General features: G+C 71.8%; 30 protein-coding genes. 17 read left to right on the top strand and 13 right to left on the bottom strand.

The window, feature by feature from the left end; all coding sequences use genetic code 11:
• Positions 1-361 precede the first annotated feature (361 nt).
• Both ACPXBU_RS14090 and ACPXBU_RS14085 read left to right on the top strand, forming a co-directional pair.
• Complete coding sequence (locus ACPXBU_RS14090) at positions 362-1,744, top strand: S1C family serine protease (protein ID WP_425758378.1); 1,383 nt, start codon at positions 362-364, stop codon at positions 1,742-1,744.
• 75 nt (positions 1,745-1,819) lie between these two features.
• The gene (locus tag ACPXBU_RS14085; protein WP_425758321.1) at positions 1,820-2,272 is read left to right on the top strand and encodes a preprotein translocase subunit TatB; all 453 of its coding nucleotides are present in this window, start codon (positions 1,820-1,822) and stop codon (positions 2,270-2,272) included.
• Between the two features lie 355 nt (positions 2,273-2,627).
• On the opposite strand, the gene ACPXBU_RS14080 is transcribed toward ACPXBU_RS14085, so the two are convergent.
• The 3 genes from ACPXBU_RS14080 to ACPXBU_RS14070 form a co-directional block, all read right to left on the bottom strand.
• Positions 2,628-3,776 carry an Mrp/NBP35 family ATP-binding protein gene (locus ACPXBU_RS14080; RefSeq protein ID WP_393366086.1) on the bottom strand — a complete coding sequence of 383 codons (1,149 nt, stop codon included), beginning with the start codon at positions 3,774-3,776 and terminating at the stop codon, positions 2,628-2,630.
• Between the two features lie 76 nt (positions 3,777-3,852).
• Positions 3,853-4,503: a DUF1003 domain-containing protein gene (locus ACPXBU_RS14075; protein ID WP_425758320.1), complete on the bottom strand. Its 651-nt coding sequence runs from the start codon at positions 4,501-4,503 to the stop codon at positions 3,853-3,855.
• Complete coding sequence (locus ACPXBU_RS14070; protein ID WP_393366089.1) at positions 4,496-5,782, bottom strand: magnesium transporter MgtE N-terminal domain-containing protein; 1,287 nt, start codon at positions 5,780-5,782, stop codon at positions 4,496-4,498. Before ACPXBU_RS14070 ends, ACPXBU_RS14075 begins: the two co-directional genes overlap by 8 nt.
• 33 nt (positions 5,783-5,815) lie before the next feature.
• On the opposite strand from ACPXBU_RS14070, the gene ACPXBU_RS14065 reads away from it, so the two are divergent.
• The gene (locus ACPXBU_RS14065) at positions 5,816-6,685 is read left to right on the top strand and encodes a PhzF family phenazine biosynthesis protein (protein ID WP_425758319.1); all 870 of its coding nucleotides are present in this window, start codon (positions 5,816-5,818) and stop codon (positions 6,683-6,685) included.
• Positions 6,686-6,697: 12 nt separating this feature from the next.
• Positions 6,698-7,231 (top strand): hypothetical protein, encoded by a 534-nt coding sequence (locus ACPXBU_RS14060; protein WP_425758318.1) that lies wholly within the window; start codon positions 6,698-6,700, stop codon positions 7,229-7,231.
• A gap of 104 nt (positions 7,232-7,335) precedes the next feature.
• Here the strand turns inward: ACPXBU_RS14060 and ACPXBU_RS14055 are convergent, their stop codons facing one another.
• Positions 7,336-8,043: an HAD family hydrolase gene (locus ACPXBU_RS14055; protein WP_393366094.1), complete on the bottom strand. Its 708-nt coding sequence runs from the start codon at positions 8,041-8,043 to the stop codon at positions 7,336-7,338.
• Between the two features lie 103 nt (positions 8,044-8,146).
• Here ACPXBU_RS14055 and ACPXBU_RS14050 point away from each other — a divergent pair, with 103 nt between their 5' ends.
• Positions 8,147-9,103, top strand: a complete 957-nt coding sequence (locus tag ACPXBU_RS14050) for a DMT family transporter (RefSeq protein WP_425758317.1) — start codon at positions 8,147-8,149, stop codon at positions 9,101-9,103.
• A gap of 162 nt (positions 9,104-9,265) precedes the next feature.
• Here the strand turns inward: ACPXBU_RS14050 and ACPXBU_RS14045 are convergent, their stop codons facing one another.
• Entirely contained in the window at positions 9,266-9,541 is a 276-nt protein-coding gene (locus ACPXBU_RS14045; RefSeq protein ID WP_393366099.1) for a hypothetical protein, read from the bottom strand.
• An 83-nt stretch (positions 9,542-9,624) separates the two neighbouring features.
• The gene (locus tag ACPXBU_RS14040) at positions 9,625-10,446 is read right to left on the bottom strand and encodes an SDR family NAD(P)-dependent oxidoreductase (RefSeq protein ID WP_425758377.1); all 822 of its coding nucleotides are present in this window, start codon (positions 10,444-10,446) and stop codon (positions 9,625-9,627) included.
• Positions 10,447-10,565: 119 nt separating this feature from the next.
• Between ACPXBU_RS14040 and ACPXBU_RS14035 the strand changes: the two genes are divergently transcribed.
• On the top strand, positions 10,566-11,522 hold the full coding sequence (locus ACPXBU_RS14035; RefSeq protein WP_425758316.1) for an HpcH/HpaI aldolase/citrate lyase family protein: 957 nt from the start codon (positions 10,566-10,568) through the stop codon (positions 11,520-11,522).
• A 76-nt stretch (positions 11,523-11,598) separates the two neighbouring features.
• On the opposite strand, the gene ACPXBU_RS14030 is transcribed toward ACPXBU_RS14035, so the two are convergent.
• Positions 11,599-12,135 carry a DUF4190 domain-containing protein gene (locus ACPXBU_RS14030; RefSeq protein WP_393366103.1) on the bottom strand — a complete coding sequence of 179 codons (537 nt, stop codon included), beginning with the start codon at positions 12,133-12,135 and terminating at the stop codon, positions 11,599-11,601.
• A 119-nt stretch (positions 12,136-12,254) separates the two neighbouring features.
• Between ACPXBU_RS14030 and ACPXBU_RS14025 the strand changes: the two genes are divergently transcribed.
• Complete coding sequence (locus tag ACPXBU_RS14025) at positions 12,255-13,160, top strand: SDR family NAD(P)-dependent oxidoreductase (RefSeq protein ID WP_357241149.1); 906 nt, start codon at positions 12,255-12,257, stop codon at positions 13,158-13,160.
• A 13-nt stretch (positions 13,161-13,173) separates the two neighbouring features.
• On the opposite strand, the gene ACPXBU_RS14020 is transcribed toward ACPXBU_RS14025, so the two are convergent.
• Positions 13,174-13,716, bottom strand: a complete 543-nt coding sequence (locus ACPXBU_RS14020) for a DUF4190 domain-containing protein (protein ID WP_425758315.1) — start codon at positions 13,714-13,716, stop codon at positions 13,174-13,176.
• 178 nt (positions 13,717-13,894) lie between these two features.
• Here ACPXBU_RS14020 and ACPXBU_RS14015 point away from each other — a divergent pair, with 178 nt between their 5' ends.
• Entirely contained in the window at positions 13,895-15,091 is a 1,197-nt protein-coding gene (locus ACPXBU_RS14015) for an acyl-CoA dehydrogenase family protein (protein ID WP_425758314.1), read from the top strand.
• Here ACPXBU_RS14015 and ACPXBU_RS14010 read toward each other — a convergent pair.
• The 3 genes from ACPXBU_RS14010 to ACPXBU_RS14000 form a co-directional block, all read right to left on the bottom strand.
• Positions 15,068-15,787 carry a hypothetical protein gene (locus ACPXBU_RS14010; RefSeq protein WP_425758313.1) on the bottom strand — a complete coding sequence of 240 codons (720 nt, stop codon included), beginning with the start codon at positions 15,785-15,787 and terminating at the stop codon, positions 15,068-15,070. The two genes, ACPXBU_RS14015 and ACPXBU_RS14010, sit on opposite strands and share 24 nt — an antisense overlap.
• A gap of 211 nt (positions 15,788-15,998) precedes the next feature.
• Positions 15,999-16,406 carry a CoA-binding protein gene (locus tag ACPXBU_RS14005; RefSeq protein WP_393366109.1) on the bottom strand — a complete coding sequence of 136 codons (408 nt, stop codon included), beginning with the start codon at positions 16,404-16,406 and terminating at the stop codon, positions 15,999-16,001.
• A 19-nt stretch (positions 16,407-16,425) separates the two neighbouring features.
• A complete protein-coding gene (locus ACPXBU_RS14000; protein WP_425758312.1) occupies positions 16,426-17,472 on the bottom strand; it encodes an Rv2578c family radical SAM protein in 1,047 nt (348 codons plus the stop codon).
• A 93-nt stretch (positions 17,473-17,565) separates the two neighbouring features.
• Between ACPXBU_RS14000 and ACPXBU_RS13995 the strand changes: the two genes are divergently transcribed.
• A complete protein-coding gene (locus ACPXBU_RS13995) occupies positions 17,566-17,985 on the top strand; it encodes a thiol-disulfide oxidoreductase DCC family protein (protein WP_425758311.1) in 420 nt (139 codons plus the stop codon).
• A 906-nt stretch (positions 17,986-18,891) separates the two neighbouring features.
• On the opposite strand, the gene ACPXBU_RS13990 is transcribed toward ACPXBU_RS13995, so the two are convergent.
• Both ACPXBU_RS13990 and trxA read right to left on the bottom strand, forming a co-directional pair.
• Positions 18,892-19,305 carry a hypothetical protein gene (locus tag ACPXBU_RS13990; protein WP_425758310.1) on the bottom strand — a complete coding sequence of 138 codons (414 nt, stop codon included), beginning with the start codon at positions 19,303-19,305 and terminating at the stop codon, positions 18,892-18,894.
• 169 nt (positions 19,306-19,474) lie between these two features.
• Complete coding sequence (gene trxA / locus ACPXBU_RS13985) at positions 19,475-19,837, bottom strand: thioredoxin (protein ID WP_425758309.1); 363 nt, start codon at positions 19,835-19,837, stop codon at positions 19,475-19,477.
• 547 nt (positions 19,838-20,384) lie between these two features.
• Here trxA and ACPXBU_RS13980 point away from each other — a divergent pair.
• From ACPXBU_RS13980 to ACPXBU_RS13945, 8 genes are all read left to right on the top strand, one after another.
• A complete protein-coding gene (locus ACPXBU_RS13980; protein ID WP_393366118.1) occupies positions 20,385-20,900 on the top strand; it encodes a MaoC family dehydratase in 516 nt (171 codons plus the stop codon).
• 117 nt (positions 20,901-21,017) lie between these two features.
• Positions 21,018-21,533 carry a hypothetical protein gene (locus ACPXBU_RS13975; RefSeq protein ID WP_425758308.1) on the top strand — a complete coding sequence of 172 codons (516 nt, stop codon included), beginning with the start codon at positions 21,018-21,020 and terminating at the stop codon, positions 21,531-21,533.
• A gap of 40 nt (positions 21,534-21,573) precedes the next feature.
• Positions 21,574-22,197 (top strand): TrmH family RNA methyltransferase, encoded by a 624-nt coding sequence (locus ACPXBU_RS13970; protein WP_425758376.1) that lies wholly within the window; start codon positions 21,574-21,576, stop codon positions 22,195-22,197.
• Between the two features lie 11 nt (positions 22,198-22,208).
• Positions 22,209-22,955: a DUF6758 family protein gene (locus ACPXBU_RS13965; RefSeq protein WP_425758307.1), complete on the top strand. Its 747-nt coding sequence runs from the start codon at positions 22,209-22,211 to the stop codon at positions 22,953-22,955.
• Positions 22,956-23,071: 116 nt separating this feature from the next.
• Positions 23,072-23,230: a hypothetical protein gene (locus ACPXBU_RS13960; RefSeq protein ID WP_007455302.1), complete on the top strand. Its 159-nt coding sequence runs from the start codon at positions 23,072-23,074 to the stop codon at positions 23,228-23,230.
• A gap of 6 nt (positions 23,231-23,236) precedes the next feature.
• Positions 23,237-24,112 (top strand): PH domain-containing protein, encoded by an 876-nt coding sequence (locus ACPXBU_RS13955; RefSeq protein WP_393366126.1) that lies wholly within the window; start codon positions 23,237-23,239, stop codon positions 24,110-24,112.
• Between the two features lie 103 nt (positions 24,113-24,215).
• Positions 24,216-25,055 (top strand): SigE family RNA polymerase sigma factor, encoded by an 840-nt coding sequence (locus ACPXBU_RS13950; RefSeq protein WP_425758306.1) that lies wholly within the window; start codon positions 24,216-24,218, stop codon positions 25,053-25,055.
• Positions 25,052-26,311, top strand: coding sequence for a hypothetical protein (locus ACPXBU_RS13945; RefSeq protein ID WP_425758305.1), 1,260 nt, complete (start codon positions 25,052-25,054; stop codon positions 26,309-26,311). The genes ACPXBU_RS13950 and ACPXBU_RS13945 overlap by 4 nt, the downstream gene beginning before the upstream one ends.
• Positions 26,312-26,369 lie beyond the last annotated feature (58 nt).

Here is a 26,369-nt window from a genome sequence, read left to right as displayed (position 1 = left end):
GCCGTCGAACTGCCGGTACCGGCGACCGTGGCGATGGGGCACCTCCGGGGGCGGTGCGTGGTGCGGGGGCGGGTTGGCACTGTGAGCGTAGAGGCGACCGCCAGGGGGCGCAGCCGGGCCTCCGCCGGAAGCGATCACCGGGGCAACCGCTGACTCCACCGCGCGCATCCGTGCAATCCTGGAAGCGGTATCCCGTCAGCCGCGACCGAACCGGCCCGTGGCCGGGCGACGCGGCGCGGGATCCGGGGACGGACTGGGAGGCACCGACGTGACCGACGGTTGGGACTGGCGCCGGGGCGGTGAGACTCCGGCTTCGGCGCGACCGCCCGGGGCAGAGGTCCCGCCGGTGGGATCGCCAACCATGCCGGGGGCCGGCAACTCGCCTGCCGTGGTGCCGCCGGGCAGTACGCCTGTGGGCCCGCCGGGTGGCGTACCGGCCGCCGGGTATCCGCCGGCGCCACCCGTGGCGGGTGTGCCGCCGGTGCGGCCGTCGTCGAGTTGGCCGGCACCGGCACCGGTGGCGGGCGGGCCCGGCACGGCCGGGGCGTCGCCCTGGTGGTCGGATGCGCTCGCCGATCCCTGGCGGGACCCGGCGGCGCCGACCGCGGTGGTGGTGCCGGGGGTCGTGGCGGCCGGTTCCGAGCCCGAGCCGGTCACCGACCCGGACGCGCCGGGTCGGCCGACGCTTCGCCAGCTGTTGCTCATTCCCGTGCTCAGCGCGCTGCTGGCCGGCACCCTCGGTGGGGCGATGGGGTACGCGTTCGCGGTCCGCGGCGGAGCTGGTGGGGTGGTGCTCGGCGGTGCGCCGGCGGAGGCGCCGGCGCTGGCCCAGCGCAAACCGGAGTCGCTGGCCGGTGTCGCCGAACGTGTCCTGCCCAGCGTGGTCACCGTCCGGGTGAGCAGCCTCGGCGGGACCAGCGAGGGCTCCGGCTTCGTCGCCACCGCCGACGGCCATGTGATCACCAACGACCATGTGGTGGCCGGTGGCGCCGGCAAGGCCTCGGTGGTCTTCAACGACGGCAGCACCGCGCCGGCGACAATCGTCGGTCAGGATTCGGAGTCGGACATCGCGGTGATCAAGGTGAGTCGTAGCGGGCTGCGACCTGTGGAGTTCGGCGATTCCGACGCCCTGGCCGTCGGTGACCCGGTGCTCGCCATCGGCTCGCCGCTGTCGCTGGCCAACACGGTCACCGCCGGCATCGTGAGTGCCCTGGACCGGACGATGCAGGCAGGTGAGCCGGGTGGCCCGATCCGCTACTACGCGGCCATCCAGACCGACGCGGCCGTCAACCACGGCAACTCGGGCGGGCCGTTGGTCGACGGCGACGGACGGGTGGTCGGCGTGAACTCGACGATCAAGTCACTCGTCGCCGAGGGGCAGGAGGCGGGCAACATCGGGCTCGCCTTCGCCATCCCGATCAACCAGGCCAAGCGGGTGACCCAGGACATCATCGGCACCGGCAAGGCCCGGCGTACGGTGATCGGCGCCCGGGCGGACGGCCCGGCGGGTGTCGTCGGCGGTGGCCTGCGGCTGGCGGAGGTGGAGCCGTCCGGCCCGGCGGACAGCGCCGGGTTGAAGGTCGGTGACGTCATCCTCAAGATCAATGGGCGGCCGATGACCGAGCCGACAGACCTGACCGCGCTGGTTCGCAAGTTCGCGCCCGGCTCGGTGGTATCTGTCGAGTTTCGACGGGGCTCCACCCGGCAGAACACCTCGGTAACTCTCGCCGCGGACGCGAAGTGAACATCGCTCACCCCTTGCCCGGACGCCGTCCGACGTGCGTAGTCTTGCTGCTGACGCGGAGAGGAGGCCTGCGGGATGCTCGACAACCTGAACTGGTGGGAGATCGGTGCGCTGCTGCTCCTGGCGCTGTTGATCTTCGGTGACAAGCTGCCGACAGTCATCAACGACGGCCTGCGGCTGGTGCGCAACCTGCGCAACATGGCCCGTAACGCCACCGGTGACCTCAGTCGTGAGCTGGGCACCGACATCCAGCTGGAGGACCTGCACCCGAAGGCCTTCATCCGCAAGCACCTCCTCAGCGAGGAGGACGAGGCGGCGATCCGCAAGCCGCTGCAGGGCGTCTACGACAACCTGCGTGCGGACGTCGGCGGCGTGCACGAGGAGCTGAAGGACGTGGCAAACGCCGCGGACCTGCGCTCGAACGGGACCCGGTCCGGCACGGCCCCCAGCAGTGCGGCCCCCAGCAGCACTGCCACCAGCAGCACCGCCGCCCCGGCGCCCCGCCCCAGCTACGACGACGCCACCTGACCAACCCGCCACCCGGCTTGGTCCGCGCTCGCCCGGCTTGGTCCGCGCTCGCCCGGCTTGGTCCGCGCTCGCCCGGCTTGGTCCGCGCTCGCCCCGGCATCTACCTTGATCGACTCGGTTTCCAGGGAGTCGGCCTTTCAACCAGCCCAGGATGCCCCGACTTCCGGAAACCCGAGTTGACCACGCGGCTGTGCCGCCACGGGGCTGTGCGGGCCACGGAGCTGTGCCGGCCGCGCGGCTGTGCCGGCCACGGGCTGTGCCGGCCCCGTGCGCTGCGCCGGCCGCGGGGCCACCCACCGACACGACTCAGCCCGCCGGCCAGCAGCGGCCGACGGGCTGACGGTGGTCGGGGTGGTCAGCGGCCGGCGGGCTTGAGGCCGAGCGGCTTGCCGAGCAGCGACTCGCGGCGCAGCGCGAGCCGGTCGGCGACCGCGCCGAGGGCCTGCGCGGCCGGGGACTCCGGCTCGGCCAGCACGATCGGGTTGCCCGCGTCGCCGGCCTCGCGGACCCGGGTGTCCAGCGGGATCTGACCGAGCAGCGGCACCTGAGCGCCGATGGTCCGGCTCAGCGACTCGGCGACGGCCGTGCCACCGCCGGCACCGAAGATCTCCATCCGGGAGCCGTCCGGGAGCTCCAGCCAGGACATGTTCTCGATGACGCCCACCACCCGCTGGTGGGTCTGCAGGGCGATCGCACCGGCCCGCTCGGCCACCTCGGCGGCGGCGGTCTGCGGGGTGGTGACGATCAGGATCTCCGAGTTGGGGAGCAGTTGGGCCAGCGAGATGGCCACGTCGCCCGTGCCCGGGGGGAGGTCGAGCAGGAGCACGTCCAGGTCGCCCCAGTAGACGTCGGCCAGGAACTGCTGCAACGCCCGGTGCAGCATCGGGCCGCGCCACACCACGGCGGCGTTGCCGGAGGTGAACATGCCGATGGAGATGACCTTCACGCCGTGCGACTGCGGCGGCATGATCATGTCCTCGACGCGGGTGGGCCGGGCCTCCGTGCCGAGCATCCGGGGCACCGAGTGGCCGTAGATGTCCGCGTCGACCACGCCGACGGAGAGCCCGCGCGCGGCGAGCGCCGCCGCCAGGTTGACCGTGACGCTGGACTTGCCGACGCCACCCTTGCCGCTGGCCACCGCGTAGACCCGGGTGCGCGAGCCGGGCTGCGCGAACGGGATGACCGGCTCCTCGGTGGCACCCCCGCCGCGCAGCTGCGACTGCAACGACTGCCGCTGCTCGGGGGTCATCACCCCGAAATCGATCTCCACACCGGTCACGCCGGGCACCGCTGCGACCGCGGTGGTGATGTCCGTACGCAGCTTGTCCTTGAGCGGGCAGCCGGCGACGGTGAGCAGCAGCTCGACACGGACGACGCCGCTGGCAGCGATCGTGGCGGAGCGGACCATGCCCAACTCGGTGATGGGCCGGCGGATCTCCGGGTCGTTGACGGTGGCCAGGGCGGCCTGGATCGCGTCCTCGACGGTGCTCACGGGTGCTGACATGCCCGCAATGCTACGTCGCGGGGCATCCGCTGCCCCCGCTGCCCGGTGCGGTGTGAGCCAATCGATGACCCGTTGGTCAGCCCTCTGACCGGCGCGGGCCGGTGCCGTCCGGCCGGGCGTCCCGGGTGAAGTCGCCGTCCAGGTCGTCACGGGGTTCGTCCAGTCCGACACCGTCGGTCGGCCGGTGGCTCCGCTTCTCCTGCCGGCTGTCCCGGTCCTGCTGGCGGCGTTCCAGCCGTTGCCGGCGCTGCCCCGCCTCGTCCAGCTCCTCGGCCAGCCGGGTCAGCTCGGAGCGGAGGAAGTCGCGGGTCGCCACCTCACCCAACGCGATCCGCAGTGCCGCGATCTCCCGGGCCAGGTACTCGGTGTCCGCCTTCTGCGCGGTGGCGCGCCGCCGGTCCTCCTCCAGGGCCACCCGGTCGCGGTCGGCCTGCCGGTTCTGGGCCAGCAGGATCAGCGGCGCCGCATAGCTGGCCTGCAACGACAACACCAGGGTCAAGAACGTGAAGGTGTACGGGTCGAAGCGCAGATCCGCCGGAGCCAACGTGTTCCAGACGAACCAGATCGTGATCACCACCGTCATGACGACGATGAAGTTCGCGGTGCCCATGCCCCGGGCGATGCCCTCCGACCACCTGCCGAACGCCTCCGCGTCGAACCGGGGCAGCTTGATGCCCCGGGGCTCGCGCGGTTGGTCGAGCCGTTCGTTGCGCCGCCGCTCAGCCATCCGCGCCGTCCAGCGTGGCGTCGGTGGTGCCCGGGGCGACCAGGGCGTCGCGGTCCCGCCAGTCCCGGGGCAGCGAGTGGTCCAGCACGTCGTCCACCGTCACGGCGCCGACCAGCCGGTTGCTCCGGTCGATCACCGGCATGGCGACCAGGTCGTAGGTGGCCATCCGACGGGTGATCTCCGGCAGCGGGGTGGTCGGGCGCAGCGGGTCGATGTCGTTGACCACCACCTTGCCCAGCAGGTCGGCAGGCGGTTCGCGGAGCAGCGCCTGGAAGTGCACCATGCCCAGGTAGCGGCCGGTCGGGGTGTTCTGTGGCGCCCGGGTCACGAAGACCTGCGCGGCGACGGCGGGGGAGAGCTGCGGCTCCCGGATCCGGGCCAGCGCCTCGGCGACTGTGGCGTCCGGCGGGAGGATGACCGGCTCCGAGGTCATCACACTGCCCGCCGTTCCGGGCGTGTACTTCAGGAGCTGACGCACCGGGTCGGCCTCGTCCGGCTCCATCAGGTCCAGCAGCACGTCCTGCTCCGGTGGGGGCAGCTCGTTGAGCAGGTCCGCCGCGTCGTCCGGGTCCATCTCCTCCAGCACGTCCGCGGCCCGTTCCCGGTCCAGTGCGGCGAGGATCTCCACCTGGTCGTGCTCCGGCAGCTCGCTGAGCACGTCGGCCAGCCGCTCGTCGTCAAGCGCGGCAGCGACCTCGTTGCGCCGTGCGTCGGGCAGGTCCTGAAGCGCGTTGGCGAGGTCGGCGGGGCGCATGTCCTCCAGGACGGCGAGCAGGTTCGCCGTACCCCGGTTGTCGGCGATGCCACTGAGCCCGCGCACCCGGTCCCACTCGACCTGGTGCAGGTGGCCGCGGCGGCTGAGCCGACCGGTCTGCTCGCGTACGGCGACACGGGTCAGCGACCACTCACCACCCCTGGTGCACTCCATCGCGACGTCCACGACCGCGCCGGGTTGGCCGCCCGGGTCGAGTTGCACCCGACGGTCGAGCAGTTCCTGGAGGACCAGCAGCTCGTTCGGGCGCTTCTCGAACCGGCGCAGGTTGAGGGTGCCGGAGCCGAGCACGACCGCGTCCGCGTCGATGGAGGTGATCCGGTTGATGGACAGGAAGATCCGGCGACGCATCGGCATCTCGGCGACGAGACCCACCACCTCCGGAGGACGCTTGGTCGCCCGGAGCCGGGCCACGGCGTCGCGAACCCGCCCCACCTGATCGCCGTTCGGGTCGAAGACGGCGACTCCGGCGAGACGGGCGATGTAGACCCGGGTCGGCGTGCTCACGGGCACCAGCCTAAGCGCCTAGTGTTTATCAACATGTCGACCTTGGCCTACGAGATCGTGGACGTCTTCACCGACCGCCCCTTCGCCGGCAACCCGCTGGCCGTGGTGTTCGGCGCGGAAGCGCTGGCCACCGAGCAGATGCAGGCGCTCGCGTTGGAGTTCAACCTCTCCGAGACGGTGTTCGTGCTGCCTCCCACCCAGGTCGGCGCCACCTACCGGGCCAGGATCTTCACGCCGGTCGAGGAGTTGCCGTTCGCCGGGCACCCGAGCGTCGGCGCGGCGGTCACCGCGAGCCGGCGGGGCATGTTCGGTGTGGGGCAGGTCACCCAGGAGTGCCACGCCGGGGTGCTGCCGATCGAGGTGACCGCGACCGGGGCGACGCTTACCGGCGGCAGCCCGACCCTCGGCCCGGAGTTGGATCCGGAGCCGTTGCTGGAGATCGCCGGGTTGACCGCGGACGACCACGTCGGGCCTGCCCCGCGCGTCGCGGGCTGCGGGCTGGAGTTCCCGTACCTGCCGGTGCGTCCGGAGTCGGTGGCCCGCGCCCGGGTGGACGCGACGGCGGCGCAGCGGTACGGGGTGTCGCACGTGAGCGTCTTCTCCTGGGACGCCGCCGCGCAAACCGCGCACGCCCGGGTGTTCGTGCCGGGGATGGGTGTCCCGGAGGACCCGGCGACCGGCTCGGCGGCGCTCGGCCTCGGTGTCTGGCTGGTGGCGTCCGGGCTGCTGCCCGGCGTGGGGCGGTCGGAGTACGCGGTGCGTCAGGGTGTGGAGATGCACCGCCCGTCCGCGCTGGCCTGCACGGTCACCGCGGCGAACGGGGTGGCGGTCGGGGCGACGGTCGCCGGTCAGGTGATGCCGGTGGCCCGGGGCGAGATCGCCGTCCCGCCCTTCGTGGGTTGAGCGGAGGTGCCGATGGGGGAGGATGCGGGTGTGACGGACGAGGACGCCCCCGGGGGCAGCACACCGCTTGTCGACGAGGCGATGAAGAAGGCCGCCGTGTGCTGGGTCAGCGTGTCCGGCGGGCCGGCGCTCGCGCTCTGGTGCGCCCCGTTGGAGGGCGCGCTGCTCGTGGTGTCCGGGCCGGGTGAGCAGGCCGCGCCGGGTCTGGCCGACGCGACCGAGGCGCAGGTCACCCTGCGCGGCGATCACGGTGGTCGGATCGTCACCTGGCCGGCCCGGGTGAGCCGGGTGCGGCCGGGCACCGAGGCGTGGGACACCGCCGCGCCGCTGGTCGCCGCGAAGCGCCTCAACGCGCCGGGTCCGACCGCCGACCTGGTGGCCCGCTGGGCGAGCGAGGGGTGCGCGGTGAACCGACTCGCCCCGGCCGGTACGCCGCTGGCCGGCACGGACCTGCCCGCCGACGCGCAGGCCGAGTCACCCCGGGCCACCCCGGCGGTCCGGGCCACCCGCAAACCGTTCCGCCTGCACCGGGTCCGCCGCCGCTGACGGCGACCGCCCGCGAGTGGGCCGCCGCCGCTTGCGCCCCGCGCACCGGCTGCCGCCGCTCTGCTTGAGCCCGTCCGCCACCCAGGCCGCCGCCGCTGCTGGGGTCAGCCGGCCGGGACCACGTCGACGTAGCCGTCGACAAGGGTGAGCACCTCACCCAGTGCGGTGAGCGTGGGGCCTCGCCAGTCCAGGTCGGCGTTGAACACCAGGTGTGTGGCCAGGTCCGGCGCGGCGAGTCGGACGGCGGTCATCCCGGCCCGCTCGGCGCCGGTCAGCTCCTGGCTGCCGCCGTCACCGACATACAGGCAGTCGGCGGGTACGAGCCCGAGCCGCTGGCAGGCGGTCAGGTAGAGCACGGGATCCGGCTTGCAGTGCCCCACCTGCACCGAGAAGACCCGCACGTCGAGCAGCGGGGCGACGGCGAGTTGTGGCAGGAAGGCAGGCAACTCGTGCGTACAGTCGCTGATCACGCCGGTCCGCAGGCCGCGTTGGCGCAGGGCCGCCAGGACGGGCACGGCCTCGGCCCGTAGCCAGGTGTCGGCGCGTACCGCCCGGTGCCGGGACGCCACGGCCGCCCGCACGGCGTGGTCGCTGGGGTGTACGCCGGCCTGGGCGCACACCCAACGCAGGGTCGCCTCCGCGTTGCCGAGTCGGCCGGTGGCCCGCTCGTAGTAGGTGCGGTTCAGCACCTCGGTGAGGGTGTCGGTGGGGCAGCCGAGCAACTCGGCGGTGCCGACGTGCGCGACACCACGCTGCACCGGACGGGTGAGGGTGCCGAAGAAGTCGAACAACACCGCCTGGTAGCTGGGCATGGGGACGCCTCCGGGCGGTCGGGGGTCGCCGGCGGGACCCGCGTGATCGTAACGGAGCGATGACGGTCCGTGTCGTCCGTCATACGTGTGAGGATTACGTCCCGTGTCCCCACCTCCGCACCGCCCGTCCCCGGACCTGCTGACCACCGGCGCGGTCGGCCTGGCCGTGGTCGCCGTGTCGTCGTCCGCGCCGCTGATCGCGTACGCGGCCGCTCCCGCGCTCGCCATCGCGTTCTGGCGCAACCTGCTCGCGGTGGCCGTGCTGAGCCCCTTCTCGCTGGCCCGGCGCCGCGCCGAGTTCCGCAGGCTGACCGTGGGGGCGGGGCGGCGCGAGGGCCTGTTCTGCGTCCTGGCCGGGGTCGCCCTCGCCGGGCACTTCGCCACCTGGGTGCCGAGCGCCCAGCTCACCTCGGTCGCCACGTCCACGGCGCTGGTCGCCACGCAACCGGTCTGGCAGGGGCTGATCGCCCGCGTCCAGGGGCGTCGGTTGCCCCGGGTGGTGTGGATCGGCATCGCGGTGGCGGTCGGCGGCGCGGCGATCACCACCGGGACGGACGTGGGTGTCTCCGGCACGGCAGTCCTCGGTGACGTGCTGGCGCTGACCGGCGGCGTCTTCGCGGCCGGCTACACCGCCTTCGGCGAGCGGGCCCGCGCCAGCATCAGCACCACTACCTACACCACCATCTGCTACGGGATCTGCGCGCTGATCCTGCTGCTCGTGTGCCTGGTCGGCGGCGTACGGCTCACCGGGTTCGACGGGCGAACCTGGCTGGCCATCCTGGCCCTGGTTGCCGGTGCCCAGTTGCTCGGGCACTCGATGTTCAACTACGCCCTGCGGAAGATCTCGGCGACCACGGTGAGCGTGCTGATCCTGCTGGAAGCTCCCGGCGCGGCCCTGCTCGGCTGGGCGTGGCTGGGTCAGCTACCCCGCCCGTACGCGCTTGTCGGGATGGCGCTGCTGCTGGTCGGGGTGGCGGTGGTGGTGCTCGGCGGTGGTCGGGCCGCTCGCCGGGTCGCGCCGACCGCGCTGCCGGCCGACCCGACCCCGCTGCACGACTGACGGCCTCTACAGGTCCGCACCTTCGCGGGCGCGTGTTGCTGAGGCAATCTTGGACACTTCCCGTTAGCTAACGGAAACTGTCCAAGATTGCCGGAGAATCGGTGGCTCTTTCTCGGTCGAAGCTCCGGCGCCGAACGCCGGGGCGACCGCCGCCGCGGAAGGTCAGACCTCGTGCACCTCGATGACCCGGGTGGCCGGGGCGGTGTCGCCGAGGGCGGCGCGCAGCGCGGCCCGGTCCGGGTCGGCGAGGAGGGACTCGTAGCCGGCCCGATCCTCGAAGGTGATCACGTGCACCTCGGTCTGCCCGTCGGTGCTGCGCAACCGGCGTTCCAGGCGGCCGCCGTGCCGCCCGAGCAGGGCCAACACGGCGTTCTCGTACCGCCGCCCGGCGTCCTCGCCGCCGACGGGAAACTCGACGAGCGCGACGAGTGTCAGCATGCCGGCCACGTTAGGGCATCTGTCAAAGCCCCTGGCCGGCCTGCGGCGGAGCCCAGGCTCGACCGAGGACTTTGACAGACGCCCTAGTCGAGACCGACGGCCTTGGCGCTCGCCTCCCACAGCCGGGCGGCGAGTTGTGGATCAACTGCCTTCCGGTACGGGCGACGCACCCGGCGGTCGATGTAGTAGGCGCCGTCCACCAGCCGGGAACGGTCCTGGTTGGACAACCACACAAGGGTTTCGGCGGCCTTCTCCGGGGTGCGGAACGGCATGACCCGCATGCCGAACGCCACGATCCTGCTGTCGTTCGCGAACCGGGTGCGGACCACCCCCGGGTGGAAGCTGTACGCGGGAATGGCCGGCCAGCGCCGCGCCGCCTCGGCGGTGAACAGGATGTTCGCCTGCTTGCTGGTGCCGTACGCGCCCAGCGGGCGGTAGCCGCGCAGCGGGGCGTTCAGGTCGCCCGGGTCGAGGCTGCCGAAGCGGTGTGCGCCGGAGGCGGTCACCACGATCCGGCCCAGCCGGTCGGCGAGCAGGTTGGTGAGCAGGAACGGGGCCAGGTGGTTGGCCTGGATCGACATCTCGAAGCCGTCGACGGTGCTCAGTGGTTGCAACGCGATCGCGCCGGCGTTGTTGGCGAGCACGTCGATCCGGTCGTACGCGGCCCGGAGTTGCTCGGCCAGTCGGCGCACGTCGTCGAGGCTGGCGAAGTCGGCCCGGAACAGCTCCGGACGCGCGCCCGAGGTCTCCCGTACCCGAACGGCTGCGGCCTGTAGGCGGGCCGGGTCCCGCCCGACCAGCACCACCTGGTCACCGCGGCAGGCCAGGTGCACGGCGGCGGCCAGGCCGATGCCGGAACTGGCCCCGGTCACCACCACCAGTCGACGCCCAGTGAGATCTTCCACAGGTCCATTCACCCCGGTCATGGCGCGAGGTTACCGTGGCGTCACAACGCCCTTTGGGATCGTTAAGTTTTCCGCGGGTGGCGTCGGCAGGCCCGCCGGACGCTGGAAGGAGCGCATCCATGGCCGCAGTCGGTCGTCCCCGTAGGTCGTGCCTCGCCGTGCCGGGTTCGAGTGTCAAGATGCTCGGCAAGGCGCAGGGGCTGCCTGCCGACCAGGTCTTCCTGGACCTGGAGGACGCCGTCGCGCCGCTGGCCAAGCCGGACGCGCGCAAGAACATCGTGGCCGCGCTCAACGAGGGTGACTGGGCCGGCAAGACCCGGGTCGTCCGGGTCAACGACCTGACCACCCCGTGGACCTACCGGGACGTCATCGAGGTCGTCGAGGGCGCCGGCGCGAACCTGGACTGCGTCATGCTGCCGAAGGTGCAGACCGCCGAGCAGGTGCACTGGCTGGACCTGCTGCTCACCCAGATCGAGAAGACGCTCGGCCTGGAGGTCGGCCGGATCGGCATCGAGGCGCAGATCGAGAACGCCGCCGGTCTGGTCAACGTGGACGCGATCGCCGCCGCCTCGCCGCGCGTGGAGACCATCATCTTCGGCCCGGCCGACTTCATGGCGTCGATAAACATGCGGTCGATGGTGGTCGGCGGCCTGATCCCGGACTATCCGGGCGACCCGTACCACTACATCCTGATGCGGATCCTGATGGCCGCCCGGATGCACGACCTGCAGGCCATCGACGGCCCTTTCCTGCAGATCCGGGACGTCGACGGGTTCCGCGCGGTGGCCAAGCGCTCGGCGGCGCTGGGCTTCGACGGCAAGTGGGTGCTGCACCCGGGTCAGATCGACGCCGCGAACGAGGTCTACCAGCCGGCGCAGTCCGACTACGACCACGCCGAGCTGATCCTCGACGCGTACGAGCACTACACCTCGGAGGCCGGCGGCAAGCTGGGCGCGGTGATGCTCGGTGACGAGATGATCGACGAGGCCTCCCGCAAGATGGCGCTCGTGATCGCCGCCAAGGGCCGGGCCGCCGGGATGAGCCGTACCTCGTCGTTCACCCCACCGGCCGAGTGACACCTCGGGCCGGGACGACCGCCGCCGGCTGTCGTTCCGGCCCGACAGTCGGCGGTACGCCGACCCCGCCCGTGGGTCAGTAGCTGTTGTCGCTGCTCGCGCCCATGGCGACCGCGAAGATGATCGCGCCGACGTAGAAGAGGATCAGCAGTCCGAGCAGCCCGGTGAGGATCCAGCCGACGATGATGGCGGCCTTCGCCATCCCCGCGCCGCCCTCGCCGCTGAGGCGGATCTGTTTCTGCGCCACGTGGCCGAGGATCGCGCCGACCGGCGCGGTGACGCAGGACGCGATGCCGACGAGCGCGAGCACAAGCGCCGCGATCGCCATGCCGTTGGTCTTCTGCGGGTAGCCGTAGCCGGGGTACTGCGGCGGATAGCCGGGCGGCGGGTAGCCGGGCGTGCCGTAACCGGGCATCGGCTGGCCCTTCAGCGGTTGCCCCCCGGCGTACGGGTCCACCGGCGCGTAGGGGTCGACCGGCGCGTACGGGTCGACCGGGCCGGGTTGGGCGGGCACCGGCTGACCGGCCACGAGGGTCGGATCCGGTGCGGGGCTCGACGGCTGGGCCGACCAGGTGGGGTCGGACCAGTTGCCGGGCGGCGGGGGGTTGGTCATGCGAGCTCTCTCCGTCAGGTCGGGATGCGCTGTCAGGGTAGCCAGCACAACCCAAACCCGACGCCCCCACTACCGGGTGCCGCGTTGCTCGGACCGGTCCTAACGGGCAGGATCCTGGCATGGCATTCGACGCGCGCGCCGCGGACCGTTCCGGCAGCCGACCCAGACGGGACGTCAGCCGCCCGGGTGGGGCCCGGCGTGCCCGCGCGGCCACCCCGGCGGGCAGCCCCGGCCCGGACGAGCCGGTCGCGCTCGCCGACCCGGTGACCATGCGCCTCGACGGGCGGGTCGCCCTGGTGACCGGGGCAGGCAGCCCGGACGGCATCGGGTACGCCACCGCCCGGCGGCTCGCCGACCTGGGCGCGCGCGTGGCCATCGTCTCCACCACCCGGCGCATCCACGAACGGGCGACCGAGCTGGGGGTGACCGGCTTCGTCGCGGATCTCACCGACGAGTCCGAGGTCGGCGCGCTGGCCGACGCGGTCGCCGAGCAGTTGGGCGACGTCGAGGTGCTTGTCAACAACGCCGGCCTGGCCAGTCGAGCCAGCCAGGGGGTGCTGCGGCCGGTCGCGCAGCTGACCTACGACGAGTGGCGCGGTGAGATCGACCGCAACCTGTCCACCGCGTTTTTGTGCAGTCGGGCGTTCATCGGGGGGATGGCCGAGCGGGGCTGGGGCCGGATCGTCAACCTGTCGGCCACCGCCGGCCCGGTCAACGCCCTGCCCACCGAGGCCGCGTACGCCGCGGCGAAGGCCGGGGTCGTCGGGCTGACCCGGGCGCTGGCCATGGAGATGATCGCGGATGGGGTGACGGTCAACGCGGTGGCGCCCGGCACCATCTACACCGCGGCGTCCACGATGGCCGAGATCAAGCAGGGGCTGGGCACCCCGGTCGGTCGACCGGGCACCCCGGACGAGGTCGCCGCCGCGATCAGCTTCCTCTGCTCGCCGGCCGCCTCGTACATCACCGGTCAGATGCTCGTGGTGGACGGCGGCAACAGCGTCCGCGAGGCCCGGTTCCGCTGACCGGCGCGGCGGGTCAGTAGCTCCCGTTGTCGCCGGTGTTGGCGAAGGCCACCAGGGCCAGCCAGCCGCAGCAGGCCAGCACGGTGACTCCGGTGAACACGTACCCGAGGATCAGCCCCCAGGTGGCGAGTTGGTCGCCCTCCTCGCCGCTGGTGCGGATCTGCCGCTTCGCCAGGTGGCCGAGCACCGCGCCGGCCGGTGGAAACACGAAGGCGAAGACCAGCGACAGGATCGCCAGCACGTTCGTGCCCCGACCCGGTCCGGACGGCGGCGGGCCGTACTGGGCGTAGGGGCCCTGCGGGGGATACGCCGGCTGCTGCGTCCAGTGCCCCGACTGGTGCGGCCCCTGCTGCTGCCCGTACGGCGATGGCTCGTCCGAAGGCGGTCCGTACGGTGAACGTTCCGACGGCAGCTCGAACGCCGGCTGGTCGGGCTGGGGCGCGTACGGCGGCTGGCCGGCCGGCGGTGGCGCGTAGGGCGACTGGTCCCGGGGTGGCTCGTAGGGCGACGGCGGTTGCTCGTCTGCTGGTGGTCCCGACGGCGGCGGGTGGCTCACGCGCTGTCCTCCTCCTGCCGGTGCCGGAAAAGTCCCTCTTGCCGGACGCTACCCGCAGCGGTGAACCTTTTCACAGCGGTTGTGTGGACTGGTCACCTTGGCCTCGTCGGTCCGGGAGGCCGATACTTACCCAGCGTTCAGTTACCCACGAGTAGTGCGCGGATCCCCGGAGGCTGAGATGGCCCGACTCGCCCAGACGCCCGGCCTGACCGATGTGCAGACGTCGATCCTGGAGACCGTTCGGGACTTCGCCGACAAGGAGATCATCCCGCACGCGCAGCGGCTGGAGCACGCCGACGAGTACCCCACCGACATCCTCGACGGCATGCGCGAGATGGGGCTCTTCGGCCTCACCATCGACGAGGAACACGGTGGGCTGGGCGAGTCGCTGCTCACCTACGCGCTCGTGGTGGAGCAGCTGTCCCGGGGCTGGATGTCGATCTCCGGCATCGTCAACACCCACTTCATCGTGGCGTACCTGATCTCCCAGCACGGCTCCACCGAGCAGAAGGCCCGGCTGTTGCCGAAGATGGCCACCGGCGAGGTGCGCGGCGCGTTCTCCATGTCCGAGCCGGAGACCGGCTCCGACGTCTCCGCGATCACGTCCCGCGCGGTGCGCGACGGCGACAACTACGTGCTCAACGGGCAGAAGATGTGGCTCACCAACGGGGCGTACTCCTCGGTGGTGGCCACCCTGGTCAAGACCGACACCGGCGCCGACTCGGTGTACGGCAACATGAGCACCTTCCTGCTGGAGAAGGAACCGGGCTTCGGCGAGACCGCCCCCGGCCTCACCATCCCCGGCAAGATCGAAAAGATGGGCTACAAGGGCGTCGAGACCACCGAGATGATCCTCGACGGGGTGACCGTGCCCGACTCCACGATCCTCGGCGGCGCCGACCAGGTGGGCCGCGGCTTCTATCAGATGATGGACGGCATCGAGGTGGGCCGGGTCAACGTGGCCGCCCGCGCCTGCGGCATCTCCATCCGCGCCTTCGAGCTGGCGGTCAGCTACGCGCAGCAGCGCAAGACGTTCGGCCAGCCGCTCGCCAAGCACCAGGCGATCGCCTTCAAGCTCGCCGAGATGGGCACGAAGATCGAGGCCGCCCACGCTCTCATGGTCAACGCGGCCCGCCTCAAGGACGCCGGCCAGCGCAACGACGTCGAGGCCGGGATGGCCAAGCTGCTCGCCTCCGAATACTGCGCCGAGGTCGTCCAGGAGGCGTTCCGCATCCACGGCGGCTACGGCTACTCCAAGGAGTACGAGATCGAGCGGCTGATGCGGGAGGCCCCGTTCCTGCTCATCGGCGAGGGCACCTCGGAGATCCAGAAGACGATCATCTCTCGGGGCCTACTCAAGGAGTACAAGCTCTGATCCGCCGGCCAGGTCCTGCGGCCGGTGCCGGTACTCTTCGATCGCGGCGATCAGCCGGTCCTCCGGCACCGCCGTGTCCCGGCCGCCGACCACCGGGGCGGGTCGCAGCGACCGCCAGACCGCGGGCCGCAACCGGACACCGTTGAGCCGACCGTCGCGCCGATGCGGGCTGACCCGGTCGATGTTCGTCCACTCGAGAACCTGCCGGCCGTGCCGGATGGCGCTGGGCGTCAACGCGAGCTGACCCGTGAACCGCACCTGCGCGTACACCGTCCAACCCAGCCAGGCCGCGACACCGACGGCGAGCAGCGGCCGGACGACGTCGACCCACCGGCCCTGCTCGGGCAGACTGAGCAGCAGGCCTACCGCGACCACGAGCAGCACGAACCACTCTGCCGCCAGATCGACCCAGCCGGCGAGTGAACGGCGTGCCACCAGGCCGGGTTCGACCCCGTCCAGGCCGGCGACCCGCTCCCGCCAGCGAAGGTGCCCGTCTCGCGGCGGCCACCACCGTCCGGTCAGCCAACGAACGCCGAGGCTCAGCCAGACAACCATGCTGATCGAGGCGGAGTCCTCCCGCGGCACCCGGACCAACGCGCCGGCCACCGCCCCCACCACCAGCGCCGCGACGATCAGTGCCAGAAACCGACGAGGCCAGAGCCCGTCGTGCCGCGAAGGCACGCGACGCAGCGACATAAACACACCCGCACGGTACGACCCCACCCCGCCAAACCCACCCCCGCCCTGCCCCGCCCGCCCTGCCCCTGACCCGCCCCGCCCCGCCCCGCCCGCCTCGCCCCGTTGATCATGAGGTTATTGCCACTCCGATCGGCGTGTCGTGGCAATAACCTCATGATCAACGCCCTCGCGGGACGGGGTGGGAGCGGGGCGGGGCGGGGTGGGTGGGTCAGGTGAGGCGGGTTAGGTTGGCGGCGGCGCGTTCGACGATGAGGCAGCGGTCTTCGACGTAGTCCATGCCGGCCTCTTCGGCGATCCGCCGCGCCTCGGCCGAGACGATGCCCAGTTGCAGCCAGACCGCCGGTGCGCCGATCGCCGCCGCGTCCCGGACCACCTGCACGGCGTCGGCCGCCGGCCGGAACACGTCCACCAGGTCGACGGGATGCGGGATGTCGGCAAGCGACCGGTACGCCCGTTCCCCGAACAGTTCGTCGGCCGTCGGGTTGACCGGGATGATGCGCCAGCCGTACCGCTGCATCTGCAACGGCACGCCGTGCGCGGCCTTCGACGGGTCGCGGGACGCGCCCACGACGGCGATCACGGCGGAGTCGGCGAGGATCTGCGAGGCGGTACGCACCCGCCGACTGTAGCTCCGCCTACAGCAGGGTGAGCTGTTCGGAGGCCGGCGGTGCGGGCGGCTCGGGCAGGCTGCGATTGTCGCCTCGTTCGCCCCGGTGCAGCCCGTGCCTGCGGGACGCGATCCGCACCCGGGCGGTCAGCTCCCGCTGGTACGCCTGCGGGGCGTACGCGCCAGCCCGGTAGAGCTCGCGATAGCGGGGCACGAGGTGCGGGTGCTCCCGGGCGAGCCAGTGCGCGTACCACTCCCGGGCACCGGAGCGCAGGTGCAGGGGCAGGGCGGTCACGCTCGTCGCGCCGGCGGCGGCGATGGCGGACACGGTGGCGTCGATCGACTCGTCGCTGTCGCTGAGGCCGGGCAGGATCGGGGCCATCAGCACTCCGACGGAGAAGCCGGCGTCGGCGAGTGCCCGGACCGCGTCCAGCCGGCGGCGTGGATGCGGTGTGCCCGGCTCGACGGTGCGCCAGAGCTGCTCGTCGACGAACCCCACCGAGAAGGAGATGCCCACGGTGGTGACCTCGGCGGCCTGCCGCAGCAGGGGCAGGTCCCGCAGGATCAGCGTGCCCTTGGTGAGGATCGAGAACGGGTTCGCGAAGTCCCGTAGGGCCGCGATGATCTGCGGCATCAGCCGGTAGCGCCCCTCGGCGCGCTGGTAGCAGTCCACGTTGGTGCCCATCGCCACGTGCGCGCCCCGCCAGCGCGGCGCGGCCAACTCGCGCCGGACCAGCTCGCCGGCGTTGACCTTGACGATCACCTTCCGGTCGAAGTCCGCACCGGCGTCAAGATCGAGATAAGTATGAGTATTTCTCGCGAAACAATAGCGGCAGGCATGAGAGCAGCCCCTGTATGGGTTGATTGTCCACTCGAACGGGACGCGGGACTGCCCGGGCACCCGGTTGAGGATCGACTTGGCCTGCACCTCGTAGAAGGTCATCCCGGCGAACTCGGGAGTGTCGAAGGTGCGGGCGATGGCGCCGGGCAGCGCCAGCGGCAGGGGTGGCGTCGCTGGCGCTGCCCGCTCGGGGTCTCCCTCGACCGGGGGAGCGGTGAGGTTGTCCCAGCGCATGTCCACTATTCGAACACGCGTACGAGTGGAGTGCAAGTGACCCGCCGTACACCCGTGGTCGTTCGGGTGGTCGGAGAGGGGAGGATGGACGGCATGGAGACGTCGACATTCGTCTACGACGGGGACTGCGCGTTCTGTACGCAGTGCGCCGAGTTCATCGCTCGCCGGATTCCCACGGGCGCGCGGGTGGTGCCCTGGCAGTTCTCCGACCTGGACGCGCTCGGCCTCACCGTGGCCCAGTGCGATGAGGCCGTGCAGTGGGTCGGAGCGGACGGCGTACGTGCCGCCGGCCCGGATGCCATCGCGAAGCTGCTCGCCGACAGCGGCCCGGTCTGGCGGATTGCCGGGGCGGGCCTGCGGTTTCCACCGGTGCGTGCGGCGGCGTGGCCGGTGTACCGCTGGGTGGCGCGCAACCGGCACCGCATGCCGGGCGGCACGGCGGCGTGCTCGCTGCCGCAGGAGGCCCGCGAACGGCTCTACGGCCCGGCGGGACGTCCGACGACCGAGGCCTGATCGCTGGGTGGGCCGGGTCCGCGCCCGCGCCGACCGGGTCCCGAGCAGGCGGTGTGTCGACGTCCGCCGAGGTCGGTTTGGGGGTGCCACGGCCGATGGTCCGGCGCGCCCACACCAGCGGGCGGACCCGCTCCAGCGGCAGGAAGCTGGTCATCGCCGCCAGGTGCGGCGCGAACGAGATGGTGATGGTCGCGATGGTGACCACGTGGAACGAGTAGAAGAAGCCGACCATGGCCAGCCGCCAGCGGGCCGGCAGCAGGAACACCAGCGGGCTGAACAGTTCGAAGGCGACGATGCCGAACTGGGCGACGATCAGCAGGTACGGCACCTGGGCGATGAGGTCGGCCAGGTCGGTGCCCCGCCGGATGATCGCGCGGGCCAGCACCGAGCCGGTGAGCCAGTCCAGGCCGCCGAAGCGCAGCTTGGCCCAGGCGGCCAGGAAGTACGTGCAGATCACCGCGAGTTGGGTGACGCGCAGGGCCCACCCGCCGGCCTCGGTGCGGGTGGTGTCACCGTGTCGGGCTCGACCGGCGGTGGGCAGGACGGCAAGCGCGACGAGCAACCCGAATCGGTCGTGGTCGACCTTTCCGTAGCTCATCGCGATGATCATCCACTCCAGGTACAGCGCGCAGACCGCCCAGCCGAGCAGTCGGGGCGCACGCCCGGTCGCGGCGAGGAGGGCGAGCAGCAGCAGCGACCAGAAGATGACCGCCACCAGCGCCGGGGTCGGCGTCGGCAGGGGGAGTAGCCGGCCGACCAGTAGCGGCTGGTACAGGTCGCCGGGCACGCTGACCCGGGTGCGCACCCAGGGGGTGAAGAGCACCAGGTCGGCGGCGACGAAGAGGTAGATCACGGTCCGGAACGCGGCGATGCGACCGCGCGGAACGGCCTCGGTCAGCCAGCGGCTCATCGGGGGGCCTGCCAGCGGACCACTGTCTCGTCGGTGTGCCTGCCGGTCGGTCGGCCCGCGCGGATGCCGTGCCAGCGGATGACGATGCGGATCTCGACGAGCGCGGCGGCATCCGGGTGGCGTTCGGCGTACGCGTCGGCGACCTCGGCGAGCAGAGTTGGGTCGGCGGCGTACCGGTCCTGCTGTCCCTTGATCTCGGCCCGGCGGATGCCTGTCGCGTCCTGGTCGAGGTCGACCACGGCGCCCGTGCCGGTCACGCCCTCGACCCGGGTGTCCGGCGCTGGCGCGTTCGGCGGGTTGGAGGTGGAGTACATCCGGAACGGGCCGAACGGGAAGTCGTCGTCGCTGCCCCAGAAGGTGCCGACGAGCAGCAGGACGAGAACGAGTGCGGTCGCGCCCAGCCGGGTCACGCGCCCGTGGGTGGTCAGGGTCTCAGGTCGTGACGATACGGGATGTACCGGCCGCCCCGGGTCCCTCCGACGGTCAGTTGGGCCTGCCCAGGCAGATGATCACGGAGGGGGTACGACGAAGGCCGGGCCCGCGTCGGGCCCGGCCTTGGGATGCCGTCGTGGAGACGACTCAGTGGTTGTGCTCGGCGAGCTGCTTACGGACGTCGTCCATGTCCAGCGCCTCGACCTGCTCGATCAGGTTTTCCAGGGCGGACTCCGGAAGGGCGCCCGGCTGGGAGAAGACGATCACACCGTCGCGGATCGCCATGATCGTCGGGATCGACCGGATGTCGAACTTCGCGCCCAGCTCCTGCTGAGCCTCGGTGTCGACCTTGCCGAAGACGATGTTCTGGTGCTTCTCCGAGGAGCGCTCGTAGACCGGGGCGAACCGCTTGCACGGACCACACCAGTCGGCCCAGAAGTCGACCAGGACGATGCCGTCGTTGCCGGTCACCTCGTCGAAGTTCGTCGAGGTCAGCTCAACGGTTGCCATTGCACTCTCCGATCACCGCGGTTTGTCTACGTCCCGTAGAACCAGGGCTGACCGTATCGAATTCCCGGGCGGTCGGACCCGAAACGTGCGCGGCCTGCCGGGGGGTGGCGAGGGTCATCGACCTACGTCTGTTCATCTCGATCTGCGGAACGCAAATGCATGACGCACTTGCGTGACCTGCGGTGATGGGAGCGGTTCCAGGGAGATCCACCCCAGTACGCACTACGAATCGGTAACTTGGTGCCTGACGAGGAGGTATCCGGCCTGGGAAGATCGCCGATCAACCCTCGCTCCGTCACGGAGAGTAGTGTTACAAAAAGATAAATGTGACCTCGATCTCTGTCCGATCCACGCTTCCGTGGGGCAGAATTCTCCCCATCAGAGCGTGGGCGGCGGGTGCCGGGGAGGGCCCCGCCGCTCATTGCGTCTCCCCCCGGTTGAGTGACAGGCGTGACATTTCCGCCACTGTCGCTCCCGGTCGGTTTCCTTAACCATCGGTAAGGCATGCTGTGCCGAACTCCATCGCCACCCGTCGAAGGGGACCAGGATGCAGTTCGGCCGCTACTACGAGGAGTTCGAGGTCGGCGCGGTCTACCGGCACTGGCCGGGCAAGACCGTGACCGAGTACGACGACCACCTCTTCTGCCTGCTCACCATGAACCACCACCCGCTGCACCTGGACGCGCACTACGCCGCGACATCCAGCCAGTTCGCGCGCAACGTCGTGGTCGGCAACTACATCTACTCCCTGCTGCTCGGCATGTCGGTGCCGGACGTGAGCGGGAAGGCGATCGCCAACCTGGAGGTCGAGTCGCTGCGGCACGTCGCGCCGACCTTCCACGGCGACACCATCTACGGCGAGACCACGGTGCTGGACAAGCGTGAGTCCGGTTCCAAGCCCGACCGGGGCGTGGTGTCGGTGGAGACCCGCGGCTACAACCAGGACGGCACGATGGTCTGCGTCTTCCGGCGCAAGGTCATGGTCCCCAAGCGGGAGTACGCGGCCAGCACCGTCCCCGAGGGCGTGGACCCGGAGCGGCCCAGCTTCCCCGAGCCACGCTGAGCGGCGCGCCGGGCCGAGGGTTGTCGCGCGCCGGACCGCCCCACCCCGGCAGCGGGTTCTGCGGTGAAGGGGCGTCGTCCGGGTCGCCTGGGACATATGCTGACGCCGGAGGTTCCGATGAGCCACTCCGTCGCCGGAGAGCCGCCCTCTGCCGGCCGTCGAGCCGCGCCCCTGACCACAGCTGTCTACTCCGCCGCCGAGTGGGATCTGCTCGTCAGCCTGCCCGGTCGGGTCCTCGTGGCCACCGCGGCCCCCGACCCCGGTCGCCCGGATCGGGGGGTCAGGGCGGGTCTGGCCGGCCTGGATGCCGTCGCCGCGGGCCGAGCCTCGGACAGCGACCTGGTGCGTGCGGTGGTCGCCGCCATCTACGCCCGCCACGACGGCGCCTCGCCGCCCGCCGAACGCCGCACCGATCTGGTGGACGTGCTTGCCGCCTGTCGGACGGCGGGCCGGGTCCTCGGGCGGCGCGCCGACCCCGCGGACTCGGCCGCGTACCGCCAGTGGGTGCAGTCGGTCGCGGCCCGGGTCTGCCGTGCGGTGCCCGGCCCCGGCGAACGCCGGGCGGACCAACCCGCCACCCCGGCGGACCGGCGCTTCCTGGACCGACTCGGTGCCGCGCTCGGGCTGGGCTGACTGTGCGGCTGGCGGGGTCGGTCCGTACCCTCTGATGACCGTGACCGACGACCAGCCTGAGGTGGGCGTGGGCCCCTGGCCGGGGGACCCACCGGACGACAGTCGTTACGACCCGCAGTTGCTGGCGGAGGGGGACCGGCGCAACGTCGTCGACCGCTACCGCTACTGGCGGCACGAGGCGATCGTGGCCGACCTGGACCGGCACCGGCACGGCTTCCACGTGGCGATCGAAAACTGGCAGCACGACTTCAACATCGGCACCGTGGTCCGCAACGCCAACGCGTTCAACGCCGCCGAGGTGCACATCGTCGGGCGGCGCCGGTGGAACCGGCGCGGCGCCATGGTGACCGATCGGTACCAGCACGTGCGGCACCACGAGACCATCGAGGAGTTCGTCGCCTGGGCGGCCGATCGGCGGCTGCCGGTGTACGGCATCGACAACCTGCCCGGCTCGCTCCCACTGGAGACCGGCACCCTGCCCCGGAACTGTGTGCTGCTGTTCGGCCAGGAGGGACCGGGCCTCTCCGCGCCGGCCCGCGAAGCGTGCGACAAGCTCTACTCCATCGCCCAGTACGGCTCGACGAGGTCGATCAACGCGGGCGTGGCCAGCGGTATCGCGATGCACGCCTGGATTCGTGCCCACGCCGGCGCGCCACCGGACTGAGTCGCGCCGGGGTGCCGAATCGGACGTTCCGGCTTGACGTGCCGCCGGTGGGGGACGACGGTGGAGATGTGAGTGTCGCGGTGAGTTGTCCGAGATGCGGGAGCCCGGTACGGGCGCCGGATCTGATGCACACCGACTCCAGGTGTCTGCGGTGCGGCCCGGTGCCTCCACTGCACGTGCCCGAGCACATCGGAGCGGAGATCGTGGCGAGCGTGGTGGAGCGGATCACCGCGACCACTGACCCGCCGGTGACGCCGTTGTGGTGCCCGTGGCCGCTGCCGGCCGGCTGGACGCTCACCGGCGTGGCGTACGCCGGGGACGAGCGGACGGGCGTGCGGGCGACCGCGGTGGCCTGCGCCGGCCCGGCGCCGCTCGGCGGTGGCCCGGCGGATCTGGTCTTCGTGGCCGAGGAGCCGGGCGTCGGCCTGGGCACCCGCCTCGCCGGACTCGCCGGCCCGGATCCGGGACCGCAGCTGGCCGGCGCGCTCACCGACCCGGGGCCGGGCCACCCCGACCATGTGGGCCAGGCCAAAATCCGCGTCGGCGGGCATCCAACTCCACTGTGGTTGGTTAATTCTCCGACGGATCGAAGCGCGTACGCCGGCGAAGCTCGGGGAATGTGGCTCCATGCGATAGCCTGGCCGGCGAGTGCGGGTCATCTCCTCGCGGAAGAGGTCGTGTTGCACGACCTGACCGAGTGGACTCCGCCCGAGCTCGTGTACGGCGCACCGTCTCCGTACCTACCCGGCAGGGCTTGACAAGCCTTTCGGATTGACGGAGAACGGACGCAGATCTTCACTGTACGACACCACACTGATACTCTGGGTGCCGCTGCGGTAATGGGACCCGGCGCCGCGCGAGAGGATGGCCCGCCATGGTCAAGAAGGTCCTCACCTGGGCCGGAATCGCATTCTTGATCTTCTTCGTCGCCTACCGGCCAAACTCTGCGGCGGACGTGTTCAAGTCGCTCGGCGGCGGGATCATGGATATCGCCCAGGGGTTCGGCGACTTCTTCACCAGCCTCGTCGCTTAACCGCCGATGGGCAGCCCTTCCGGTCCACCCTTCGACCCGGACGACCCCGACCGGGAACGTCGCGAGCGAGACACCGAGCCGATCCCACGGATCGGGCCTGATGACGGCCCGGACTACGGGGCCGGTCCCGGCCTGTCCGACGGTCCGTCCCTTTCGGACGACGTCGGCTATGGCGACGGGCCCGGCTATGCCGGCCAGGGTCGTTCGGGTCGAACGTGGATGCGCGACCCGGAGGCCGGCTACCAGCAGCCGCAGATCTCCGAGGACGAGCTGGCCGGGTTGCGCGCCGACGCGACAGGCGCGACTCCTCGGCGGGTGCTGCCCCTGGAGGACGAGCCCAGCTCACTCGTCGCCCGCTACCTCTTCCCCACCGAGCGCTACCGGGGTGAGTGGAAGCGGCACTGGATCCACCTCACCAACCCGCTTCTCATCGGCGTCGCGGCGACCTTCGTGCTCGGCTACCTCTCCGGCTTCCTCGCCGGTAACGACGTGGGCGCGTTGACCACCATCGCCGTGCTGCTCTGGTTCGCCGTCATGGGGTGGGTGGCGTGGAAGGTCGCCGACTGGTGGTATGACCGCTTCATCCTGACCAACAAGCGGGTCATGGTGGTCAACGGCATCGTCACCCGCAAGGTGGCGATGATGCCACTGGTCCGGGTCACCGACATGAAGTACGAGCAGACGCCGACGGGGCGTGCCCTCAACTACGGCACCTTCGTGCTGGAGTCCGCCGGCCAGGAGCAGGCGCTCCGCGAGGTCAAGAACCTGCCCAACCCGAACGAGCTCTACCTGCGTGTGGTCGAGGAGATGTACGAGCCGCAGGCAGTCGAGGCACGGCTCGGCAAGGAGGCCGACGAGGCCAAGGCCGACGACGGGGCGTGAAGGTTTCCGACCGAACATCGGAGCAAGTGCGCACCTTTCGCCGTGGACCGGAACGCCTCTGACGTGGCACTCTGCCAGGACGGCTGGGGCGTGGAGGTGGGCGGTGGGCAGCAGGGACCCGTTGGAGGAGCAGTTCCGCGAGTTCGTCGCGGCCCGCTCCGCCGCGCTCCTGCGCACCGCATATCTGCTCACCGGAGACTGGGCCACGGCCGAGGATCTGCTCCAGACCGCGCTGACCAAGACCTACCTCGCGTGGAAGCGGCTCGGGGGGATCGAGGCCGTCGAGTCGTACGCCCGGCGTGTGATGGTCAACACGTCGACCAGTTGGTGGCGGCGACGCTGGCACGGTGAACGCCCCACCGAGGTGCTGCCGGAACGGGCCGGTGTCGACGAGATCGCGCAGCAACTCGACCGGGACCTGCTCTGGCGGCACCTGCGGGAGTTGCCCACCCGGCAGCGGGCGGTGCTGGTGCTGCGCTACTACGAGGACATGTCGGAGGCGCAGACCGCCGCGATGCTGAACATCTCACCGGGCACGGTGAAGAGTCAGGCGTCCCGGGCGCTGGCCACGCTGCGCCGTCGAATGGGCCCCGCCGCACCGGACCTCACCGCCGCAGCCGGCAATGCCGGTCGGCCGGCCACTGCCGGCAATGCCGGTCGGCCGGCGACAGCCGGTGCCGCTGGCCGCCCGGCCACTGCCGGTGCCGCCGGTCGGTCGGTCACTACCGGTGCCGCCCGGTCCGGCGGCTCGGGCGTCCCGACCGGGGCGGTCCCGGCCGCCGATGCCGCCGCCACGCTCGGGGCCCGGCAGGCGTCCGGCCGACCCGTGCCCCGCCCGGCCACCCCCCGTCCGGCCGCGCCGCAGCCGATCGGCCCGCAGGTTGTGCTCCCCTCCGCCCCGGCGCCCGTGCCCGTCGGCACCGGCCCCGGGGAGCAGCAGTGAGCGCATTGCCAGGCCGGCCCGACAACCTGACGGACGGCCCGCGGCGTTCTTATCAGGTGCGGCCTGACGAACTCGAAGGTGCGGTGCGGGAGACCCTCTCGCACCAGGTCGCCGTTGCCCGCCCGCTGGGCGTCGACCCGGCGGGCCAGGCCATCCGCCGCGCGAACCGGATCCGGCGTCGGCGCACCGCCGCCGGTCTCGCCGTCGGGGCGGTCGCCACAGTCGTGCTCAGCGCCGGCATGGCACAGCTCGGTGCCGAGACCGGACGCGACGGGGCGCCCATCGTGGTGATCGGCGACCCGGACCCGTCCGGTCGGCCGATCCCGACGGCGAGCGTTCCCGGCGCCGATCCCTCGCCCGGACCGTCGGCGGCTCTGCTCGGGACCGAGACCCTGGTCGGCGTCGACGGACGACGGCTGGTGCTGCCCGACGTCGGGGCGGCCGAACACGCCCAGCTCCTGCCCGGCGGCGGCGGTTGGTTGGTGATCAGTACGCAGACCAACTCGGGCCGCTCCCTGCGCGTGGTGCAGAACGACGGCCTGGCGCAGGTGCTGCTGGCCGGGGCGGGTTCGATCGTCCTGGCCCCGGACAGCCGTCAGGTCGCCTGGCGGGACGGCAACGATCTGCTGGTGGCGGGTGTGGTCGGCGGTCAGCTCATCGGTGCGGCGCGTACCCCGGCGCCCGCCGGCGCGGTGCCCGTCCGGTTCGTCGGCGACAGCGTGCTGGTCCGACCTGACCCGGCGGACGCCGGCCACGCCCTCTGGCGGCCCGGCGCGGGGCCGTTGACCGAGGCCGTCGACCAGGAGACCCTCAACTTCTACGGAGGGCTGCCCGACGGGCGGCTCGTCGGGCAGATCTCCACCGCCGCGGGCGGGACCTGCCTGGCGCTGCTCGACCCGACCCGCGGCCTGCGCCCGGTCGAGACCGGTTGCGGACCGGACCTCAGCCAGGACGGCGTCGGCGGCATCTCCGCCGACGGGCGGTGGCTGCTGGTGAACGGGCGGATCGGCAAGGCCGGTCAGGCGCTGCTGATCGACCTGCGGCGGCTCAGGTCGAGCCCGACCGCCGTTTCGGCCGGGCCACCGATGACCGGCACGGTCGTCTGGACCGACGCGTCCCACGCCTCCTACCTCGACGCCGCCGGCGAGCTGGTCCAGGTCGACGTCCACCGGGTGCGGGCCGGCCAACCCGCGAGCCCGGCCGCGGTTCCCGGCGTGCCGGCCGGGGACCGGCCGGTCCTGGTGGCCGGCCTCTGAGCCACGCGGTCGGGGTGACCTCCGTGAGTCGGGCTCGGTTGTTCCTCGGTAGCGTCGG

Origin of the sequence: Micromonospora sp. DT231 (assembly GCF_049847025.1) — a bacterium.
Taxonomy (GTDB): Bacteria; Actinomycetota; Actinomycetes; order Mycobacteriales; family Micromonosporaceae; genus Micromonospora.
The sequence above is the reverse complement of the archived record's forward strand: the minus strand, read 5'-3'. Positions and strand labels throughout refer to the sequence as shown.

Bases quoted from the DNA above. Each gene is read 5' to 3' on its own strand.
- ACPXBU_RS14025 (WP_357241149.1), top strand. From the start codon at position 12,255: ATGGCATTCGACGCGCGCGCCGCGGACCGTTCCGGCAGCCGACCCAGA.
- ACPXBU_RS14090 (WP_425758378.1), top strand. From the start codon at position 362: ATGCCGGGGGCCGGCAACTCGCCTGCCGTGGTGCCGCCGGGCAGTACG.
- ACPXBU_RS14000 (WP_425758312.1), bottom strand. From the start codon at position 17,472: ATGCGCTGGGACAACCTCACCGCTCCCCCGGTCGAGGGAGACCCCGAG.
- ACPXBU_RS13975 (WP_425758308.1), top strand. From the start codon at position 21,018: ATGAGCCACTCCGTCGCCGGAGAGCCGCCCTCTGCCGGCCGTCGAGCC.
- ACPXBU_RS14075 (WP_425758320.1), bottom strand. From the start codon at position 4,503: ATGGCTGAGCGGCGGCGCAACGAACGGCTCGACCAACCGCGCGAGCCC.
- ACPXBU_RS14055 (WP_393366094.1), bottom strand. From the start codon at position 8,043: ATGCCCAGCTACCAGGCGGTGTTGTTCGACTTCTTCGGCACCCTCACC.
- ACPXBU_RS14030 (WP_393366103.1), bottom strand. From the start codon at position 12,135: ATGACCAACCCCCCGCCGCCCGGCAACTGGTCCGACCCCACCTGGTCG.
- ACPXBU_RS13995 (WP_425758311.1), top strand. From the start codon at position 17,566: ATGGAGACGTCGACATTCGTCTACGACGGGGACTGCGCGTTCTGTACG.
- ACPXBU_RS14035 (WP_425758316.1), top strand. From the start codon at position 10,566: ATGGCCGCAGTCGGTCGTCCCCGTAGGTCGTGCCTCGCCGTGCCGGGT.
- ACPXBU_RS13955 (WP_393366126.1), top strand. From the start codon at position 23,237: ATGGGCAGCCCTTCCGGTCCACCCTTCGACCCGGACGACCCCGACCGG.
- ACPXBU_RS14085 (WP_425758321.1), top strand. From the start codon at position 1,820: ATGCTCGACAACCTGAACTGGTGGGAGATCGGTGCGCTGCTGCTCCTG.
- ACPXBU_RS14045 (WP_393366099.1), bottom strand. From the start codon at position 9,541: ATGCTGACACTCGTCGCGCTCGTCGAGTTTCCCGTCGGCGGCGAGGAC.
- ACPXBU_RS14065 (WP_425758319.1), top strand. From the start codon at position 5,816: ATGTCGACCTTGGCCTACGAGATCGTGGACGTCTTCACCGACCGCCCC.
- ACPXBU_RS14015 (WP_425758314.1), top strand. From the start codon at position 13,895: ATGGCCCGACTCGCCCAGACGCCCGGCCTGACCGATGTGCAGACGTCG.
- ACPXBU_RS13980 (WP_393366118.1), top strand. From the start codon at position 20,385: ATGCAGTTCGGCCGCTACTACGAGGAGTTCGAGGTCGGCGCGGTCTAC.
- ACPXBU_RS14010 (WP_425758313.1), bottom strand. From the start codon at position 15,787: ATGTCGCTGCGTCGCGTGCCTTCGCGGCACGACGGGCTCTGGCCTCGT.
- trxA (WP_425758309.1), bottom strand. From the start codon at position 19,837: ATGGCAACCGTTGAGCTGACCTCGACGAACTTCGACGAGGTGACCGGC.
- ACPXBU_RS13960 (WP_007455302.1), top strand. From the start codon at position 23,072: ATGGTCAAGAAGGTCCTCACCTGGGCCGGAATCGCATTCTTGATCTTC.
- ACPXBU_RS14080 (WP_393366086.1), bottom strand. From the start codon at position 3,776: ATGTCAGCACCCGTGAGCACCGTCGAGGACGCGATCCAGGCCGCCCTG.
- ACPXBU_RS14060 (WP_425758318.1), top strand. From the start codon at position 6,698: ATGGGGGAGGATGCGGGTGTGACGGACGAGGACGCCCCCGGGGGCAGC.